Source organism: Achromobacter marplatensis (genome assembly GCF_002209535.1).
Lineage (GTDB): Bacteria > Pseudomonadota > Gammaproteobacteria > Burkholderiales > Burkholderiaceae_B > Achromobacter > Achromobacter marplatensis.
This window is the reverse complement of sequence record NZ_NJIG01000008.1, coordinates 250,671-266,701: the sequence shown is the minus strand read 5'-3', so window position 1 is coordinate 266,701 and position 16,031 is coordinate 250,671. Positions and strand designations below refer to the sequence as shown.

Here is a 16,031-nt window from a genome sequence, read left to right as displayed (position 1 = left end):
TGACGGCAAGCACTGTCTCAGCCAAGGCGGTTCCTCCTCGTGCGCAACAGCCACAGGAACAGGATGCTGCCCAGCACGCCGACGACCGTGCCGATGGGGATTTCATACGGGTGGATGACCAGGCGGCCGATGATGTCGCAGGCCAGCACGAAGACGCCGCCCAGCGCCGCGACCCAGGGGATGGAGCGGCGCATGTTGTCTCCCAGCACCAGGCTGACGGCGTTGGGCACGATCAGGCCCAGGAACGGGATGCCGCCCGCCGTCACCACCACCACGGCCGAAATCGCGGACACGATCAAGAGGCCGACGAATGTCAGGCGTGCGTGATTCAGCCCCAGGTTCGAGGCGAATTCACGGCCCATGCCTGCCACCGTGTAGCGGTCAGCGGCGGCATAGGCCGCGCACGCCAGCGCAAAGCCGATCCACAGCAGCTCATAGCGGCCACGCAGCACGCCCGAGAAATCGCCTGTCGTCCAGGCGTGCAGCGATTGCAGCAGGTCGAACCGGAACGCCACAAAGGTGGTAACCGCGTGGATCACGCCGCCCAGGATCAGGCCGATCAGCGGCACGATGAAGGGCGTGCGCAGCGGCACCCGGCGCAACAGCGCCAGGAACAGCAAGGTGCCGGCCAGCGCGAAAGCCGTGGCGGTCAGCATCTTGCCGATCACCGGCGTATCCGGCGCCAGCAGGGTAATGACCAGGATGCCCAGCGTCGCGGACTCGACGGTGCCGGCCGTCGTCGGTTCCACGAAACGGTTGCGCACCAGCATCTGCATGATCAGGCCCGCAACCGCCAGCGACATGCCGGCCAGCAACAATGCCACGGTGCGCGGCACGCGGCTGACCATCAGGAAGCGCCAGGCGCGGTCGGCCTCTTCGCCTCCGCCCCATAGCGCGGCCAGCGACAACTGCCCCGCGCCCAGGCTGACGCTGGCGGCGCACAGCACCACCAGCAGCACCAACAAGGCGGCCAGGCCGCCCCAACCGCTCACCTTTCGCCGCCAATTCACCGGTGGCCCTTGCTCGCAACACCCATGCCGCTTACTTTTCTTGCGCCAGCGCCGCGGCGATCTCGTCCACGTTCTGCTGCATGGAAGTCAGTCCGGCGCTGCCCAGCAGATACCAGTTGAAGCCGTTCAGGTACACCACGCGCTTGTTCTTCCAAGCCTTGGTCGGGCGCACCAGATCGTTGTCCAGCATGCGCTGGGCCGATACGCCCTCGCGGCCGATCGCGGCGTCGCGATCAATCACGAACAGCCAGTCCGGATCGGTCTGGGCGATGAATTCGAACGAGATGGCTTGGCCGTGATTGGACACGTTCAAGCCCACGACGGCGGGCTTCACGCCGAATGCATCATGGATCACGCCAAAGCGCGAACCCGGACCGTAGGCACTCATCTTGCCGCCCGTCGTCAGCACGATCAGCGCGGTGCCGGCGTTGGCCGCCTGGCCATGCAGCGCTGAAATCGACGCGCGCAACGCGTCCAGCTTTTCCTTGGCCTGCGGCTGCTTGCCGTAGATGGCCGCCAGCGTCTCGGTGTTGCGCGTCACGCTGCCGACCAAATCCTTCGGGTCGACCGTCAGGTCGACGGTGGGGGCCAGCTTGGCCAGTTCGTCGTACTTGGGCGCCGACCGCCCCGCCACGAAGATCACCTGCGGCTGGGCGGCATGGATGACCTCGTAATTCGGTTCGAACAGCGAGCCGACCTTCAAGTAACGCTGGTCTGCGTACTGGGCAAGCTGGGGCGGCAGCTTGGCGACCGCCGGCACGCCCATCGCTTCGATTCCCAGCGCGTGCATCGTATCCAGCACGGCCATGTCCATCACGACGGTCTTGGTCGGATTGGCCGGCACGGCGGTCTCGCCGCGCGCATGCTTGACGGGCGCCGTGGCCTGCGCCGCGCACACAGCCGTTGCCGCGCCCATCGCCAACGCGACGCCTGCCTGCATCAACCAGCGGCGGGCACAGCTCGTGTTTCCTTGCATCGTCATACGCACCTCTTTGTGTTGCGGGGGACGCAAGCGCCCCCCTACTCTCAAGATCAGAACTTCACGCCGACGCCCAGCCAGTAGCGGCGGCCGTCTTCCACGAACTCGTAATCGTCATAGGTCACCTGCTTGTCGAACAGGTTGTAGATGCCGGCATACACCGACACGGTCTTGTTCACCGCATAGGAACCGCCCAGATCCACGAAGGTGTAGGACGGCGCGATGAACGAGGACGACGACGCGCTGGTGATGGGCTGGCTTTCCTTGCCGCGGTAGTTCACCCGGGCCCACGCTTGCAATGCGTCAGACGCCTGCCAATTCAAGGTGGTCGTGAACAGGTGCTTGGGCAGCTGGTTCAGCGGCTGGCCCTGGTATTGGCCGGACTTCTGCTCCGACTTCGTGAACGTGTAGCTGCTGGTCAACGACCAGTCGCGGCCCAGCGGCAGCTTCAGGTTGGCTTCCACGCCACGCGACACCGCCTTATCCACGTTCATGTAGGTCGTGGGGTCGGCGCCGAACTGGTTCGGGCCTTCGGGGCATTGCGAGGCCGGGCACCCGACGCGGGTGATCTTGTCCTTGAAGTCGTTGTTGAACACGGTCAGGCCGGCGTTGAAGCCTTCGCCGTCGTCATACAGGATGCCGATTTCCTCGGTCACCGACTTCTCGGGCGTCAGGTCCGGGTTGCCGTACATGTTGCCGCCGCGGCTGACCTGGCCCCAGCCTGCCACCGTCTGGCGCAAGTCCGGCGCACGGAAGCCCGTGGACACGCCGCCCTTGAGCGTCCAGCGTTCGGCCATCTGCCACACGCCGTACAGGCGCGGGCTGAAGTGCGTGCCGAAGTTCTCGTCATCGTCCATGCGCAGGCCGGCGGTGACGGCAAAGCTGTCGGTCAAGCGCCATTCGTCTTCGGCGAACAGCGCCCATTGGTAACGGTCGATCTTGCTGGGGCCGCCGGCCAACTGGTTGCCGGTCTGGTCGTTCAAACGCTGGCTGAGGTAGGTGCCGCCCAGGGTCAGCATGTGCGAGCCCAGGGGCAGCGTCCAGCTGGTCTGCAGATTCAGGTTCTTGATCTTCATCTGCCGCGAACGGTTGTCGAACTCTTCCTGCTGCACGTAGCTGTCCGACACCGCCCAGCCCCAACGGCCCGTGTGCGACAGCGCCCACTTGTTACTGCGGTAGTCCGTTTCTGACGACGCGGGGCAACCGTTGCGGCCGCACGCCACGCCCGGCGTTTGCGGCGCGACCGTCTTGCCCAACGTGTTCTCGTACTTCTGACGCATGGTCGTACCTTCCAGCACGATGTCGTGGTCACGGTTCGGCGTCAGCGCCAGCTTGGCCGTCACGCTGTCCGAATTGCGCTTGCGAAAGCCGTTGACGATGTTGTCTTCATCGCGCTGCGATGCCTGGCCATAGATCTGCAAGCCCAGCAGGTCGGTCTTGATGGGGCCGGACAGATAGAAATTGCCCTGGTAGATATCGCCCGACTTGTTGCTTTCCTGGATGGTGGTGTCCAGGCGGATTTCGCCGCCCCACTCGTTGGGCACCTTGCGGGTGATGATGTTGATCACCCCGCCCATCGCATCCGAGCCATACAGCGACGACATCGGGCCGCGCACGACTTCGATGCGTTCGATGGCGGCCAACGGCGGCGTCCAGCCGCCTTCCACGCCGGCGGAATCCGAGTTGGTACGAGTTTCACGCGAGCTTTGGCGCTTGCCGTCGATCAGGATCAGCGTGTACTGCGGGCCCATGCCGCGCAGGCTGATGTCCTGGCGGTCGCCCCCGCCCGTGATGATCACGCCCGGCACTTCCAGCAGCGCGTCGTTCACGTCGCGGTAGAACTTCTTGTCCAGGTCTTCGCGGGTGATCACGCTGATCGACGCCGGCGCGTCCTTGATCTGCTGCTCGAACCCGCTGGCGGTCACCACGACGGTTTCCATCGTCTTGGCGGAATCGCTTGCCTGCGCCCAAACCGCCACCGGGCCCATGCCCAGTCCCGCCGCGCAAAGTGCCGCCGCCAAACGCGTGCGCGACACCCGAATGCGGCCGTCCAAGGCCAGATCTTTGCTGCTCATGATTCCGCTTCCTCCCGTACCGGACCCATGGCGCACCCCGTGTGCGGCGCTGAGTCCAGCCCTCATTTCTTAATGAAAACTATTCTCATATTAGAATTGAGGGTGTCGGAACCGGGCAAACGCCTTTCCACAACTTTTACCTTCTTCGCACTTCTTGACACTCGGCGGCATGGCCATGCGCCACACTACCGAGTGCGGGACACTTGATACGGATGCCTTTTTCTCACTCAGCGGTGGCGCACCGCATCCTGCTGATCGACGACGACGTCGAGCTTGCACAGATGCTGCGCGAATACCTCGAACCCAATCACTGCCTGCTCACGCTGGCTCATACCGGCGCCCACGGCCTTGCCCTGCTGGCGCAAGACGACTACGACCTGGTGCTGCTTGACCTGATGTTGCCGGACGGCAATGGGCTGGACTTGCTCAAGCACTACCGCCGGCGCTCTCGCCGGCCGGTCATCATGTTCACCGCGCACGGCGGCGAGACCGACCGCGTACTGGGGCTGGAATTCGGCGCCGACGACTACCTGGCCAAGCCGTTCAGCCCGCGTGAACTCAAAGCCCGCATCACGGCGGTGCTGCGGCGCTTCGAGGAAGTACCGGAAGCCACCACCCCCACGCTGACGCTCGGGTCCTTGACGCTGGACCCCGCCAGCGGACGCGTCCGCCTGGATGGTGAAGACATCCTGCTGACGGGCGCCGAACAACGCATCCTGGAATTGCTGATGCGCGCCCCGGGGCAAGTCATCGCCCGCGAACAGATCGGCATGTACGCGCTGGGCCGCCGGCCGGAACGCTACGACCGCAGCATCGACACCCACATCAGCACCCTGCGCAAGAAGCTGCACCTGGACGCGTCCGGCGACTCCCTGTCGATCCGCAATCTGCGCGGGCTGGGCTATGTGCTGGCGGGTGCGGCCTGATGCCGTGGCCGCTGCCCACCCGATCGCTCTTCTGGCGCGCGTTCCTGACCTTCTGGGGCGCCATGACGATCATCCTGGTGTGCGGCATGCTGTTCACCGCGACGGTCGCCTGGTATCGCATCAATTCGCTTGACGGCCTGAACCCGGCCAGCCTGACTCACGACGCCCGGCAAGTCGCCCGCAACCACGGCGTCGACGGCCTGCAACGCTGGGTCCAAGCCATGGACCAACGCTACTCGGCGCTCAAGATCTACGTGCTGGACGCCCAGGACGCCGAGATCCTGGGCCGCACACTGCCCACCCGCATGCACGACTGGCTTGCCGCGTACCGGGCGGCGACCGACCAGTCCCCGCAAGCGGACTACCTGCAGCCTGACCCGGTCGGAGAGCGCGTTTCCTGGTGGCAGCCGCAGCTTCTGCCGCTGCCCGACGGTTCCCAGTTGCTGATGCTGTTCCTGCCCTTTGACTCGTCGCATTGGGAAGTGCTGGGGCTCTCGCCCGTGGCGCTGGCGCTGCTGCTCTTCGCGCTGGCGGTAACCGCCCCGTTGTGCTGGGCGCTGACCCGCCACGTCACCGCGCCCCTGACGCAGTTGCGCCAGGCCACGCACGCGCTGGCCGCCGGCCGCCTGGATGCCCAGACACCGCCCAAGCTGGCTGGCCGCAAGGACGAGCTCGGCCTGTTGGCGCGCGATTTCAACGCCATGGCGGACCGGATCAAGGCGCTTGTCGACACCCGCGAACAGCTGCTGCACAACATCGCGCACGAATTGCGCTCGCCGCTGGCAAGGCTGCGGCTGGCGGCCGAACTGGCGCGCCGCAAGGATGAACGCCAGGACGTGCAGCTGGACCGCATCGAACGCGAATGCGAACGCCTGGACGCCCTGGTAGGCAACACGCTGCGCCTGGCCCGCCTGGGCGCCCAGCCCGAGCCGAGCGATACGCTCGACCTGACCGACGTCGTGTCCGCCGTTGTGGACGATGCCCGCTACGAGGCCGGCGAACAGCAAGTGCGCATCCTCTGGGAAAGGCTGCCCCCGGTAGCGATGACGGGCGATCGCGACAGCCTGGCCAGCGCCATCGAGAACGTGCTGCGTAATGCCCTGCGCTTCGCCCCCGCGCACAGCGCGATACGGGTTCGGCTCTCGATCGGCGTGCGTGAAGCCTGCCTGGAAATCGAAGACCGCGGGCCGGGCGTGCCCGCAGCGGACCTGGAATCTCTGTTCGAGCCGTTCTTCCGCACCGCATCCGGATCGAAGGCGCCAGGTTCCGGCGCCGGCCTGGGCCTGTCCATCGCGCAAGCCGCGATCGCCGCGCACAAGGGCCGGATATCGGCGCGCAATGTCTCTCCGCAAGGCCTGAGCGTCCGCATGGAACTGCCGCTACTCACAGACTGAACGAAAAAAGGCCCCGCACACCGGCGGAGCCCTCCGAAGAATGCCCGGCCAAAGCCAGGCACTAGGCAGATCAGAACGTAATGTTTGCCGACACCCACAGGCGGCGGCCTTCCAGCACCTGGCGGTACGAATTGGTCCAGTTCGCGTTGGCCGCCGGCGCGTTGGCGCCGATCTTCGTCGGGCCATAGTTCACGAAGTTCTTGTCGAACAGGTTGAACACCGAGGCCGACAGGGTCACGTTCTTGTTGACCACGTAGGAACCGCCCATGCTGGCAAGCCAGTACGGGTTGTAGAACACCTGTTCCTTCTCCCAGTTCATGTCGTTGAACTGCTTGGCGCGGTATTCGCCACGGACCCACGCATTGAACTGGTCGTTGATGCGCCAGTTCAGGCCCAGGTTCAGCGCATGGCGCGGCTGCGAACCCAGGGGCTGGCCTTCCTTCGCGCCAGAGGTCACTTCACTGGCGGTCAAGGTGTAGTTGCCGTTGAACGACACGCCGCCATACAGCGGAATGCGGCCCCCCAGTTCAAAACCCTGGATGGTGGCGGTGTCGATGTTCACGCGCTGCGAGAAATTGTCCACGGGAACACCGTTGCGCTCCCAGACGCCCAGATCCAGGCACCCCGGCGCCGGCCCGCCCCTGGCCAGGCAGTTGGGGACGTTCTGCGAGTCGATCTTGTCTTTGAACTTGGTGTGGAAGGCGGTCAGGTTGCCCGACAGGCCCTCGCCGTTGTCAAACAGCAGACCCAATTCGGACGAGGTGCTGCTTTCTGGCTTCAGTTGCGAATTGCCCAGCAGCGGCATGGTGCCCTGCGCGCCCAGACCGATGATCCCGTCCGTCATCAGGTTGATGTCCGGCGTCTTGTAGCCCTTGCTCACGCCGCCCTTGACGGTCCACATCGGCGTGGCGTTCCACACCAGATAGCCGCGCGGGCTCCACTTGCCGCCGAACTGCTCGTTGCGGTCGTAACGTGCGCCGGCCGTCAGCGCCAAGTCATCCACGATGCGCCATTCGTCCTCCGCGAACAGCGCCCACTGGTACTGGCGCTGATCCAGCGGCGCAGAGACCAGCGTGTCCTTGAACTGCTGCTCGCGCCATTGCCCGCCCATCGTCAGGTTGTGCCGGTCGTTGAACAGCGGCATCGTCCACTTGGTGTCGAACACCCAGTTGTCGTATTCCAGGTCCCGTTTGGCGCCGTCGGAGGGCCGGCGCGGCGAATTCATGGGGTTGGTGCGGCCAATGGTCTCGGTCGTGTCGTAGACCAGGCTGGTGTCGGAACTGATGGAACCGCCGTAGCGCCCCAGATGCGTCAGCGCATAGCGCTGGCGGTTGAACTTCATTTCGGGATCGTAGCCGCCACCCTGTCGGTTGGGCGCGATGCTCGTATTCAGCGTGCCCAGTTCACCGTTGGCGTTGTCGTAGGTTTGCCAGTTGCTATCCACGTCGAACAGGATGTCGTGGTTGCGGTTGGGGGTCAGCGCCAGGCGCAAGCCCACGTTCTGCTGCTTGCTGTCGCCCAGGCCGGAGAAGCTGGCGATGTCGCCGGTGTAGTTGCCGCTGTTGAACTCGGCCTGATTGACCGGATAGCTGCCGTTCGCGCTCAGGCGGCGGTACTGGCCGCCACGCAAGGTCAGGCCCAGCTTGTCGGTCTTGATCGGGCCGCTCAGGTAGAACGCCGCGCCGTAGTTGTTGCCGAAGGCGTTGTCCCCCTGCGCCGTGCCGTCCAGCGTGATCTGCCCCATCCAATCCTGACTGACCTTGCGGGTGATGATGTTGATCACGCCGCCCATTGCATCCGACCCGTACAGGGTCGACATGGGCCCGCGCACGACTTCGATCCGCTCGATGGCCGCCATCGGCGGAATAAAGTTGGTGTCCACGTCGCCAAAGCCGTTGGGGCGCGCGCCCGAGCTGTTCTGGTTCAGGCGCTTGCCGTCCACCAGCACCAGCGTGTAATCGCTGGGCAGCCCGCGGATGCTGATGTTCATGCCGCCCGCTTTACCGCCCCGCTCCACCGTCACCCCTTCCACATCGGCCACCGCGTCGGCCAGGTTATGGAACGGCTTGGTCTCCAGTTGTTCGCGGGTGATCACGGAAATGGACGCCGGCGCGTTCTTGATTTCCTGCTCGAAGCCCGCGGCGGTCACCACGACGGTGTCCATCTGGGCGACGCCCATGGTGTCTTCGTTCGCGCCGGCCGCGGATTGCGCCTGGGCGCTGCCCGCTGCGGCGATCGCCAAGGCCAGCGGCAACAAGCGGAAAGACGGGAAATGGGCGGGACGAGCTCCCCCGGAGCCCTGGATGCTTTTCTGAGTCGACATAGGGAATCAATTGAGACCACCCCGGTGGGGCGGCGCGCATTGCGCTGATTGGAATTTTCAGTGAACGGCAATGATATTCATTCCCAATATTCTATTCAACTTTTTGTCAGTTTTTATTCAGCGTTTAGCAAGTTTTCAGAAAATTCTTATAAAAATGACGCATCCGCACGACAACTGCTGTTATCGCGCTGCGTACATCGGGGGACGGAAGTCAGTCGACGTCGGCCAGGATGGCGGCCGGCAACCGCGGCAGAACGCGCATGGCGTTGGCGGTGGTGGCATGGGCCACCTGGGCGGCCGTGATACCGCGCAGGTCTGCCAATACGCCGGCGATGCGAGCCAGCTCGCCTGGCCGGTTGCGGCGCTGCGGGGGGTGCAGCCAGGCCGGCGGTATGTCCGGCGCGTCGGTTTCCAGCACCAGATGGGCCAGATCCACCTCTACCGCGTGGCGGCGGATCTGCAAGGCGCGTTCATAAGTCATGGCCCCGCCCATCCCCAAGGCAAAGCCCTGGTCGATGAACGCTTGCGCCTGCTGCGCACTACCGTTGAAGGCGTGCGCGATCCCCCCGATGCGGCCATGCCGGCGCAGGTATTTCAAGAGGATGTCTTGCGACCGGCGCACATGCAGCAGCACCGGCAGGTGGAACTCCGCCGCCATGGCCAGTTGCGCGGCATAGAAGCGTTCCTGGCGTTCGCGCGGTTCACCCGACGAGATCTCGGGCACGAAGAAATCCAGGCCGATCTCGCCGATGGCGACGAATCGCGGATCCCCCAACGACTGCTTGATGGTGTCGCGCAGCACATCCAGGTCGGAATCGTCGGCGCGCTGCACGTACAAGGGATGGATGCCCAGCGCGTAAGCGCCTCCGGCGATCTGGCCGGCCAGATCCCGCACGATGGGGAAATTGGCGCGTTCGATGGCCGGAATCACAATGGACTGGACGCCGGCCTCGCAGGCATGGTCGGCCACCTGCTGGCGGTCGGCGTCGAACTCGGCGGCGTCCAGATGGCAGTGGGTGTCGATCAGCATGGGCGTGGCCTCCTCGACAGGATTATCCACCCGGATTGCCTTATCCCGATACCAGACGGCCGTTTTCCATCAGCAATTGGCGGTCGGCGCGGGCGGCCAGTTCCGGGTCATGGGTCACGATCGCGAACGCCGTGCCCGACTCCTGGTTCACCCGGGTCAGCAGTTCGAACATCTTGTGCGCCGTGTTGCGGTCCAGGTTGCCCGTCGGTTCATCGGCCAGCACGCACACCGGCCGCGTCACGAGCGCACGCGCCAGCGCCACCCGCTGGCGTTCGCCGCCGGACAGTTGCCCCGGGAAGTGGTCTTCGCGGGCAGCCAGCCCCACCAGCGCCAGCACCTCGCGCGCCGCAGCACGGGCCTTGTCACGGTTTTCCCGGCGGACGATCAACGGCATCGCCACATTGTCCAGCGCCGAGAACTCGGGCAGCAGATGGTGGAACTGGTACACGAAACCCAGGCTGCTGTTGCGCACGGCACTCTTTTTGGCTTCGGACAAGCCCATCGCCAGTTTTCCGTCGACGGACACCGAACCGCTGGTCGGCACGTCCAACAGGCCCAGGATATGCAGCAAGGTGCTCTTGCCCGAGCCGGATGCGCCAACGATGGCGACCATCTCGCCACGCGCGACAGACAGGCTGACGTTGCTGAGCACTTCAATGCGCGCAGGGCCTTCGTCGTAGACCTTGACGATGTTCTCGGCCTGCAACGCAGGCGTCAACGACGCACGATTCGGAGCATCAATCATGGCGCAGCACCTGTGCGGGTTGCAGGCGCGACGCGCGCCAGCTGGGATACAGCGTCGCCAGCAGCGACAGCACCAGGGAAGTCAGGCCGATCGTGACGATATCGCCGATTTGCGGATCGGACGGCAAGGCGCTGATGAAATAGACTTCGCGCGGCAGGAAATGCACGCCTAACAACCGTTCGATGAAGGGCACGATCACGTCCACGTTGTAGGCGATGATGATGCCGCCCACGACGCCCAGCAAGGTGCCGATCACGCCGATCAGCGCCCCCTGCACCAGGAAGATACGGGCCACTTCGCCTGGCCCCGCGCCCAAGGTGCGCAGGATGGCGATGTCGGACTGCTTGTCTTTCACGGCCATCACCAGCGACGACAGCAGGTTGAATGCCGCCACCGCCACGATCAGCGCCAGGATCAGGAACATCATGCGCTTTTCGGTCTGCACGGCCGCGAACCAGGTGCGGTTGTTGCGCGACCAGTCGCTGGCCATCACATAAGGCGGCAGCACTTTCTTCAGTTCGCTGGCGACTTCGGGCGCCTTCTGCATGTCGGCGATGCGCAGGCGCACGCCAGCCGTGCCGCTTTCGCGGAACACGCGCGCGGCGTCTTCGTTGTCAACGAACGCCAGCGAGGAATCGTATTCATAGTGGCCGGACGAGAACACGCCCACCACCGTGAACTGGCGCATGCGCGGCGCGAACCCGGCGGGGCTGATCGAACCTTGCGGCGCCATCATCAGCAGCGTATCGCCCAGTTTCACGCCCAGGCCGTCAGCCAGTTCATTGCCCAGCACCACGCCAAAGCCGCCGGGCTTCAGGTCGGTCAGCTTGCCCGACACCATCTGGCGCGGCAGGTCCGACACGTTGCCTTCGGTGGCCGGGTCGATGCCGCGCACCTGCACGCCTCGCAACGCCTGACCCCGCACCAGCATGCCCTGCGCGGCCACGAAGGGCGCGCCGGCCTTGACCTCGGGGTTCTGCTTGGCCGCGTCGGCAAACTGCTGCCATTGGTCCAGCACGCGTTCCGGCAAGCCGCCAGGAATGTAGAGTTCGATGTGCGGCAGTACCGACAGCATGCGGTCGCGCACTTCTTTTTGAAACCCGTTCATCACGGACAGCACCACGATCAGGGCGGCGACGCCCAGCGCGATGCCCGCCATGGAGCTGGCGGCGATGAAGGAGATGAAGCGATCGCGGCGCCCGCGTCGCTGGCGGATTCGGGCCAACCCGGCATAGCGGGCGCCTATCCAGAGTTCGTAGGGTATTTTCAGCACGTGCGCATTATGGCATTAACAGCCTGGAAATCGCGCCGCGGATGTGCGGTTCCACGACCAGGCGTGTCAAGCTATGGCAGTTGCCGGCGCCGCTTAGTTCCCCGGCCCCGCGCGGACTACAATCCCCGCCATGCTGATCGTCATTCCGGGCGCGCTGCCCGCCCTTCCCGTTGCCGCCGAACTGGCCAAGCTTCTGCCCGAACGCGCCCCCACGCTGCACAGTTGGCTGCTGGCCGGCGCCGCCCGGTCCGTCGCCTTCGACGTGCGTGCCCACGGTTGCACGGCCTTCGAATCCTGGCAATTGACCCGTGCGGGCTACACGCCCGAACCCGGCCTGCTGCAAGGCGCCGGCCTGGGGCCGCTGCTGGCCGCCGGCCAGGCTCCTGCCGGCGACGCCGTCTGGTTGGCCGAACTGGTCCACCTGGCGCTGGGCGCCGACCAGGCCAACCTGCTGGATCCGGGCCAGATGGACCTGCTGCCCGAAGAAACCGCCGCCCTGCTGGACACGGCGCGCCCGCTGTTCGAAGGCACCGGTTTTGCGGTGGATGCGCTATCGCCTCAACGCTGGCGCCTGCGGCTGCCCGACGGCCTTCGCCCGCAGACCGCCTCACCGCAGGTGGTGGCCGGCCAGCGCTTGAACGAGTGGTGGCGCCAGGACACGGAAACGCGTCCCTGGCGACGGCTGCTGAATGAAATACAGATGGCGTGGCACGAGCACCCCGTCAACGACGCGCGCGCCGCCCGCGGCCTGGCGCCCGTCAACGCCTTGTGGCTGTATGGCGGTGGCACGCCCTGGCCCATCGCGCCAGCGGGCCCCGAACGCGTGTTGACCGGGCTGGACGCGCCGCAACGCACGGGCGACTGGTCCGCCTGGCTGGACGCGCTTGCCGAGCTGGATGCCCAACACCTGCGGCCGCTGGCCGGCAAGAAAGGCGTGCCCGACACCGCCACTGAATTGCTGCTGCTGGGCGACGACCGCAAGGTCGCCCTTACCCTGAAACCGCGCGGGGGCCTGCTTGGCTTGCTGCCCGCGCCCAAGAAAAATTGGAGCGCCTGGTGGTCACACCCCGCTTAACCATCCGTCCGGCCGACCTGGACGCCTGCCACGTTCTGGAAGCTTCGGGCATCCACCCGCTGCTCGCCCGCCTGTGGGCCGCCCGTGGCGTCACCCACCCCGACCAGACCAAGCTGGCCTGGCCGTCGCTGCTGCCGCCGGCCGGCCTGACGCACTCGGCGCATGCCGCCGGCGTGCTGGCCGACGCCCTGCAGGCCGGCAAGAAAATGCTGATCGTGGCCGACTATGACTGCGACGGCGCCACCGCTTGCGCCGTCGGGCTGCGCGCCCTGTCCGCCATGGGCGCCGACGTCGACTTCCTGGTGCCCAACCGCTTCGAAACCGGCTACGGCCTGTCGCCCGCCGTGGTCGACCTGGCCGTCCGGCACCGCAGCGGCAAGCCCGACATCATCATCACTGTTGATAACGGCATCGCCAGCGTGGACGGCGTGGCTGCCGCCAACGCGGCCGGTATCGGCGTGGTGATCACCGACCACCACCTGCCGGGCGACACCCTTCCCGACGCGCTGGCCATCGTGAACCCCAACCAGCCGGGTTGCGGTTTCCCGTCCAAGAACCTGGCCGGCGTGGGCGTCATCTTCTACATGATGCTGGCGCTGCGCGCCGAGCTACGTCGCCGCGGCGTCTATGCGGCCGACGGCGGGCCGCGCCTGGACACGCTGTCCGACCTGGTCGCCCTCGGCACCGTGGCCGACGTGGTCAAGCTGGACGCCAACAACCGCCTGCTGGTCACGCAAGGCCTGCAGCGCATGCGCAGCGGCCGGCTGCAACCCGGCCTGCGCGCGCTCTTCGCCGTTGCCGGCCGCGAACCGCGCAGCGCCAACGGCTTTGACCTGGGCTTCGCGCTGGGCCCCCGCATCAATGCCGCGGGACGCCTGGCCGACATGAGCCTGGGCATCGCCTGCCTGACCACGGATGACGAAGCCCAGGCGCTGGAAATGGCGCGCGAGCTCGACAACATCAACCGCGAACGCCGTACCATCGAAGCCGAAATGCGCGAGCAAGCGCTGGCCGCCATGGAAGAACCCAATGCCGCCTCGGGCGCTACCGTCTGCGTGTTCGACCCGGGCTGGCACCAGGGCGTGGTGGGCCTGGTCGCCTCCCGCCTGAAAGAGAAATTCTGGCGTCCCACGCTGGCCTTCGCGCCGGCGGGCGACGACGAAATCCGCGGCTCTGGCCGTTCGATTCCCGACGTGCACCTGCGCGACGCGCTGGACCTCGTGTCCAAGCGTCATCCCAACCTGATCCGCAAGTTCGGCGGCCATGCGATGGCGGCGGGCCTGACCCTGGGCCGTGAAGACTTCCCGGCCTTCGCTCCCGCGTTCGACGCCGCCGTGCGGGAACTGACCGGACGCGACACCTTCGAGCCCGTCATCGAAACCGACGGATCGCTGGAATCCGGCTACGCCAACGCCGATGTCGCGGGCATGCTGCAGCAGCAGGTCTGGGGCGCCGGTTTTGCCGCCCCCCTGTTCCTGGACGAGTTCACCGTGCGCAACCAGCGCCTGGTGGGCGAAAAGCATCTGAAGCTGTCGCTGGAACGCGGCCATCAGCGCTTTGACGCCATCTGGTTCGGCCACGACCAGTCGCTGCCCGAACACATCCAGGCCGCCTATCGCCTGGAGCAGAACGTCTGGAACGGCATGGTGTCGGTGCAGCTGGTCATCGAACACGCGGCGTGACGAAAAACGGCGAGGGCTCTTTCAAACACCCCGCCGTCGGTACCGCCCCCAGGGCGGATCCTTTTATTTATTGACCAGCTTGGCCGGTTGCGCCAGCGCCACCAGCGCGCCCACTACCAGGCAGCCCGACAGCATGTACAGCCCGGTATTGGTCGTGCCGGTCATGTCCTTCAACCAGCCCACAAGATACGGGCTGACGAAGCCCGCCAGGTTGCCCACCGAGTTGATCAGCGCGATGCCGGCAGCGGCCGCCGTGCCGCCCAGCAAGGCGGTCGGCAGGCTCCAGAACAACGGCAGCACCGTGCAGATGCCGATGTTGGCCACCGTCAGCGCCAGAATCGCCAACACCGTGTTGCCGCTCCAGACGGCCGAGAAGAACAGGCCCAGCGCGCCGCATAGCGCCGGCAGCGCCACGTGCCAGCGGCGCTCGCGAAGGCGGTCGGAATTGCGCGAAATCAGGATCATGCCGATCACGGCGAACAGGTTGGGGATCGCGGTCAATAGGCCGATCGCCAGCGGGCTTTGCACCCCCGTGCTCTTGATCAGGCTCGGCATCCAGAAGCCCACGCCATACAGGCCCATCACGAACGAAAAGTAGATCAGCGCCATGGCCCAAACGCGCGGACGGGTCAGCGCGGCGCGGATCGGCGGATCTTCCTTCTGCTGCTCTTCCGCTGCGATGTTGCGGATCAGCACGGCCCTTTCGGACGCCGTCAGCCACTTGGCCTTGTTGATGCGGTCATCCAGATAGATCAGCACCAGCACGCCGATCACCACCGACGGAATGCCTTCCAGCAGGAACAGCCACTGCCAGCCCGACAGGCCATGGTCGCCATGGAACGTGGACATGATCCAGCCCGAGATCGGGCCGCCAATCAGGCCCGACATGGGCACGGCGGTCATGAAGAACGTCGTGATGCGACCGCGCCGCGCTGCCGGATACCAGTAGGTCAGGTACAGGATGATGCCGGGGAAGAAGCCGGCCTCGGCCGCGCCCAGCAGGAAGCGCAACGCATAGAACATGTGGACGCTGGTCACGAACATCATGCAGGCGGAGATGATCCCCCAGGTGATCATGATCCGTGCAATCCAGACCCGCGCGCCTACCTTGTGCAGGATGATGTTGCTGGGAATTTCGAAGATGAAGTAGCCGATGAAGAAAATGCCGGCGCCCAGCCCATATACCGTTTCACTGAATTGAAGCTCCTGCAGCATCTGCAGTTTGGCGAAGCCCACGTTCACGCGGTCCAGGTAGGCCACGACGTAGCAAACCACCAACAGCGGCACCAACCGCCATCCCACCTTGCGGTAGATGCGGTCCTCCTCACTCGCCGGGATCGCCGGCGTGACCCCAGGGGTCATCGTGTTTTCCATCTATGTCTCCTGTCCTCTGGCGGGATCATCCGGCGGATTGCCGGTACGGCGGTCCGGCATCCCGAACGGGGACGCAACGGCCACTGGAACAAGCCTAGAGCGCGCAAGGTGACAAAAAACTGAACAACTTGGCCTGACTCACGCA

General features: G+C 65.6%; 12 protein-coding genes. 4 read left to right on the top strand and 8 right to left on the bottom strand.

Going from position 1 to position 16,031, the window contains the following annotated elements; all coding sequences use genetic code 11:
- Positions 1 to 17: 17 nt before the first annotated feature.
- From CEY09_RS20740 to CEY09_RS20730, 3 genes are read right to left on the bottom strand one after another with little or no spacing between them, the layout of a single operon-like run.
- Entirely contained in the window at positions 18 to 992 is a 975-nt protein-coding gene (locus CEY09_RS20740) for an ABC transporter permease (protein WP_377785549.1), read from the bottom strand.
- Positions 993 to 1,041: 49 nt separating this feature from the next.
- Positions 1,042 to 1,992: a siderophore ABC transporter substrate-binding protein gene (locus tag CEY09_RS20735; RefSeq protein ID WP_088590096.1), complete on the bottom strand. Its 951-nt coding sequence runs from the start codon at positions 1,990 to 1,992 to the stop codon at positions 1,042 to 1,044.
- Between the two features lie 50 nt (positions 1,993 to 2,042).
- Complete coding sequence (locus CEY09_RS20730; RefSeq protein ID WP_088590095.1) at positions 2,043 to 4,064, bottom strand: ligand-gated channel protein; 2,022 nt, start codon at positions 4,062 to 4,064, stop codon at positions 2,043 to 2,045.
- 212 nt (positions 4,065 to 4,276) lie between these two features.
- On the opposite strand from CEY09_RS20730, the gene CEY09_RS20725 reads away from it, so the two are divergent.
- Positions 4,277 to 4,990, top strand: coding sequence for a response regulator transcription factor (locus CEY09_RS20725; protein ID WP_088590094.1), 714 nt, complete (start codon positions 4,277 to 4,279; stop codon positions 4,988 to 4,990).
- Positions 4,990 to 6,384, top strand: coding sequence for a sensor histidine kinase (locus CEY09_RS20720; protein ID WP_088590093.1), 1,395 nt, complete (start codon positions 4,990 to 4,992; stop codon positions 6,382 to 6,384). Before CEY09_RS20725 ends, CEY09_RS20720 begins: the two co-directional genes overlap by 1 nt.
- Before the next feature lie 70 nt (positions 6,385 to 6,454).
- On the opposite strand, the gene CEY09_RS20715 is transcribed toward CEY09_RS20720, so the two are convergent.
- The 4 genes from CEY09_RS20715 to CEY09_RS20700 all read right to left on the bottom strand — a co-directional run bounded on the left by CEY09_RS20715 (position 6,455) and on the right by CEY09_RS20700 (position 11,707).
- Positions 6,455 to 8,707 carry a TonB-dependent receptor domain-containing protein gene (locus tag CEY09_RS20715; protein WP_088590092.1) on the bottom strand — a complete coding sequence of 751 codons (2,253 nt, stop codon included), beginning with the start codon at positions 8,705 to 8,707 and terminating at the stop codon, positions 6,455 to 6,457.
- Positions 8,708 to 8,918: 211 nt separating this feature from the next.
- Positions 8,919 to 9,737 carry a TatD family hydrolase gene (locus tag CEY09_RS20710; protein WP_088590091.1) on the bottom strand — a complete coding sequence of 273 codons (819 nt, stop codon included), beginning with the start codon at positions 9,735 to 9,737 and terminating at the stop codon, positions 8,919 to 8,921.
- 40 nt (positions 9,738 to 9,777) lie between these two features.
- Complete coding sequence (locus CEY09_RS20705; protein WP_006225269.1) at positions 9,778 to 10,482, bottom strand: ABC transporter ATP-binding protein; 705 nt, start codon at positions 10,480 to 10,482, stop codon at positions 9,778 to 9,780.
- Positions 10,475 to 11,707 carry a lipoprotein-releasing ABC transporter permease subunit gene (locus CEY09_RS20700; RefSeq protein WP_234818361.1) on the bottom strand — a complete coding sequence of 411 codons (1,233 nt, stop codon included), beginning with the start codon at positions 11,705 to 11,707 and terminating at the stop codon, positions 10,475 to 10,477. The genes CEY09_RS20705 and CEY09_RS20700 overlap by 8 nt, the downstream gene beginning before the upstream one ends.
- 178 nt (positions 11,708 to 11,885) lie before the next feature.
- Between CEY09_RS20700 and CEY09_RS20695 the strand changes: the two genes are divergently transcribed.
- Together CEY09_RS20695 and recJ are read left to right on the top strand one after the other, a co-directional pair.
- Positions 11,886 to 12,830 (top strand): hypothetical protein, encoded by a 945-nt coding sequence (locus CEY09_RS20695; protein WP_088590089.1) that lies wholly within the window; start codon positions 11,886 to 11,888, stop codon positions 12,828 to 12,830.
- Positions 12,812 to 14,512, top strand: a complete 1,701-nt coding sequence (gene recJ, locus CEY09_RS20690) for a single-stranded-DNA-specific exonuclease RecJ (RefSeq protein WP_088590131.1) — start codon at positions 12,812 to 12,814, stop codon at positions 14,510 to 14,512. Before CEY09_RS20695 ends, recJ begins: the two co-directional genes overlap by 19 nt.
- Positions 14,513 to 14,575: 63 nt before the next feature.
- On the opposite strand, the gene CEY09_RS20685 is transcribed toward recJ, so the two are convergent.
- Positions 14,576 to 15,886, bottom strand: a complete 1,311-nt coding sequence (locus tag CEY09_RS20685; RefSeq protein WP_088590088.1) for an MFS transporter — start codon at positions 15,884 to 15,886, stop codon at positions 14,576 to 14,578.
- Positions 15,887 to 16,031 lie beyond the last annotated feature (145 nt).

Bases quoted from the DNA above. Each gene is read 5' to 3' on its own strand.
- CEY09_RS20705 (WP_006225269.1), bottom strand. From the start codon at position 10,482: ATGATTGATGCTCCGAATCGTGCGTCGTTGACGCCTGCGTTGCAGGCC.
- CEY09_RS20710 (WP_088590091.1), bottom strand. From the start codon at position 9,737: ATGCTGATCGACACCCACTGCCATCTGGACGCCGCCGAGTTCGACGCC.
- CEY09_RS20685 (WP_088590088.1), bottom strand. From the start codon at position 15,886: ATGGAAAACACGATGACCCCTGGGGTCACGCCGGCGATCCCGGCGAGT.
- CEY09_RS20715 (WP_088590092.1), bottom strand. From the start codon at position 8,707: ATGTCGACTCAGAAAAGCATCCAGGGCTCCGGGGGAGCTCGTCCCGCC.
- CEY09_RS20730 (WP_088590095.1), bottom strand. From the start codon at position 4,064: ATGAGCAGCAAAGATCTGGCCTTGGACGGCCGCATTCGGGTGTCGCGC.
- CEY09_RS20735 (WP_088590096.1), bottom strand. From the start codon at position 1,992: ATGACGATGCAAGGAAACACGAGCTGTGCCCGCCGCTGGTTGATGCAG.
- CEY09_RS20725 (WP_088590094.1), top strand. From the start codon at position 4,277: ATGCCTTTTTCTCACTCAGCGGTGGCGCACCGCATCCTGCTGATCGAC.
- CEY09_RS20720 (WP_088590093.1), top strand. From the start codon at position 4,990: ATGCCGTGGCCGCTGCCCACCCGATCGCTCTTCTGGCGCGCGTTCCTG.
- CEY09_RS20695 (WP_088590089.1), top strand. From the start codon at position 11,886: ATGCTGATCGTCATTCCGGGCGCGCTGCCCGCCCTTCCCGTTGCCGCC.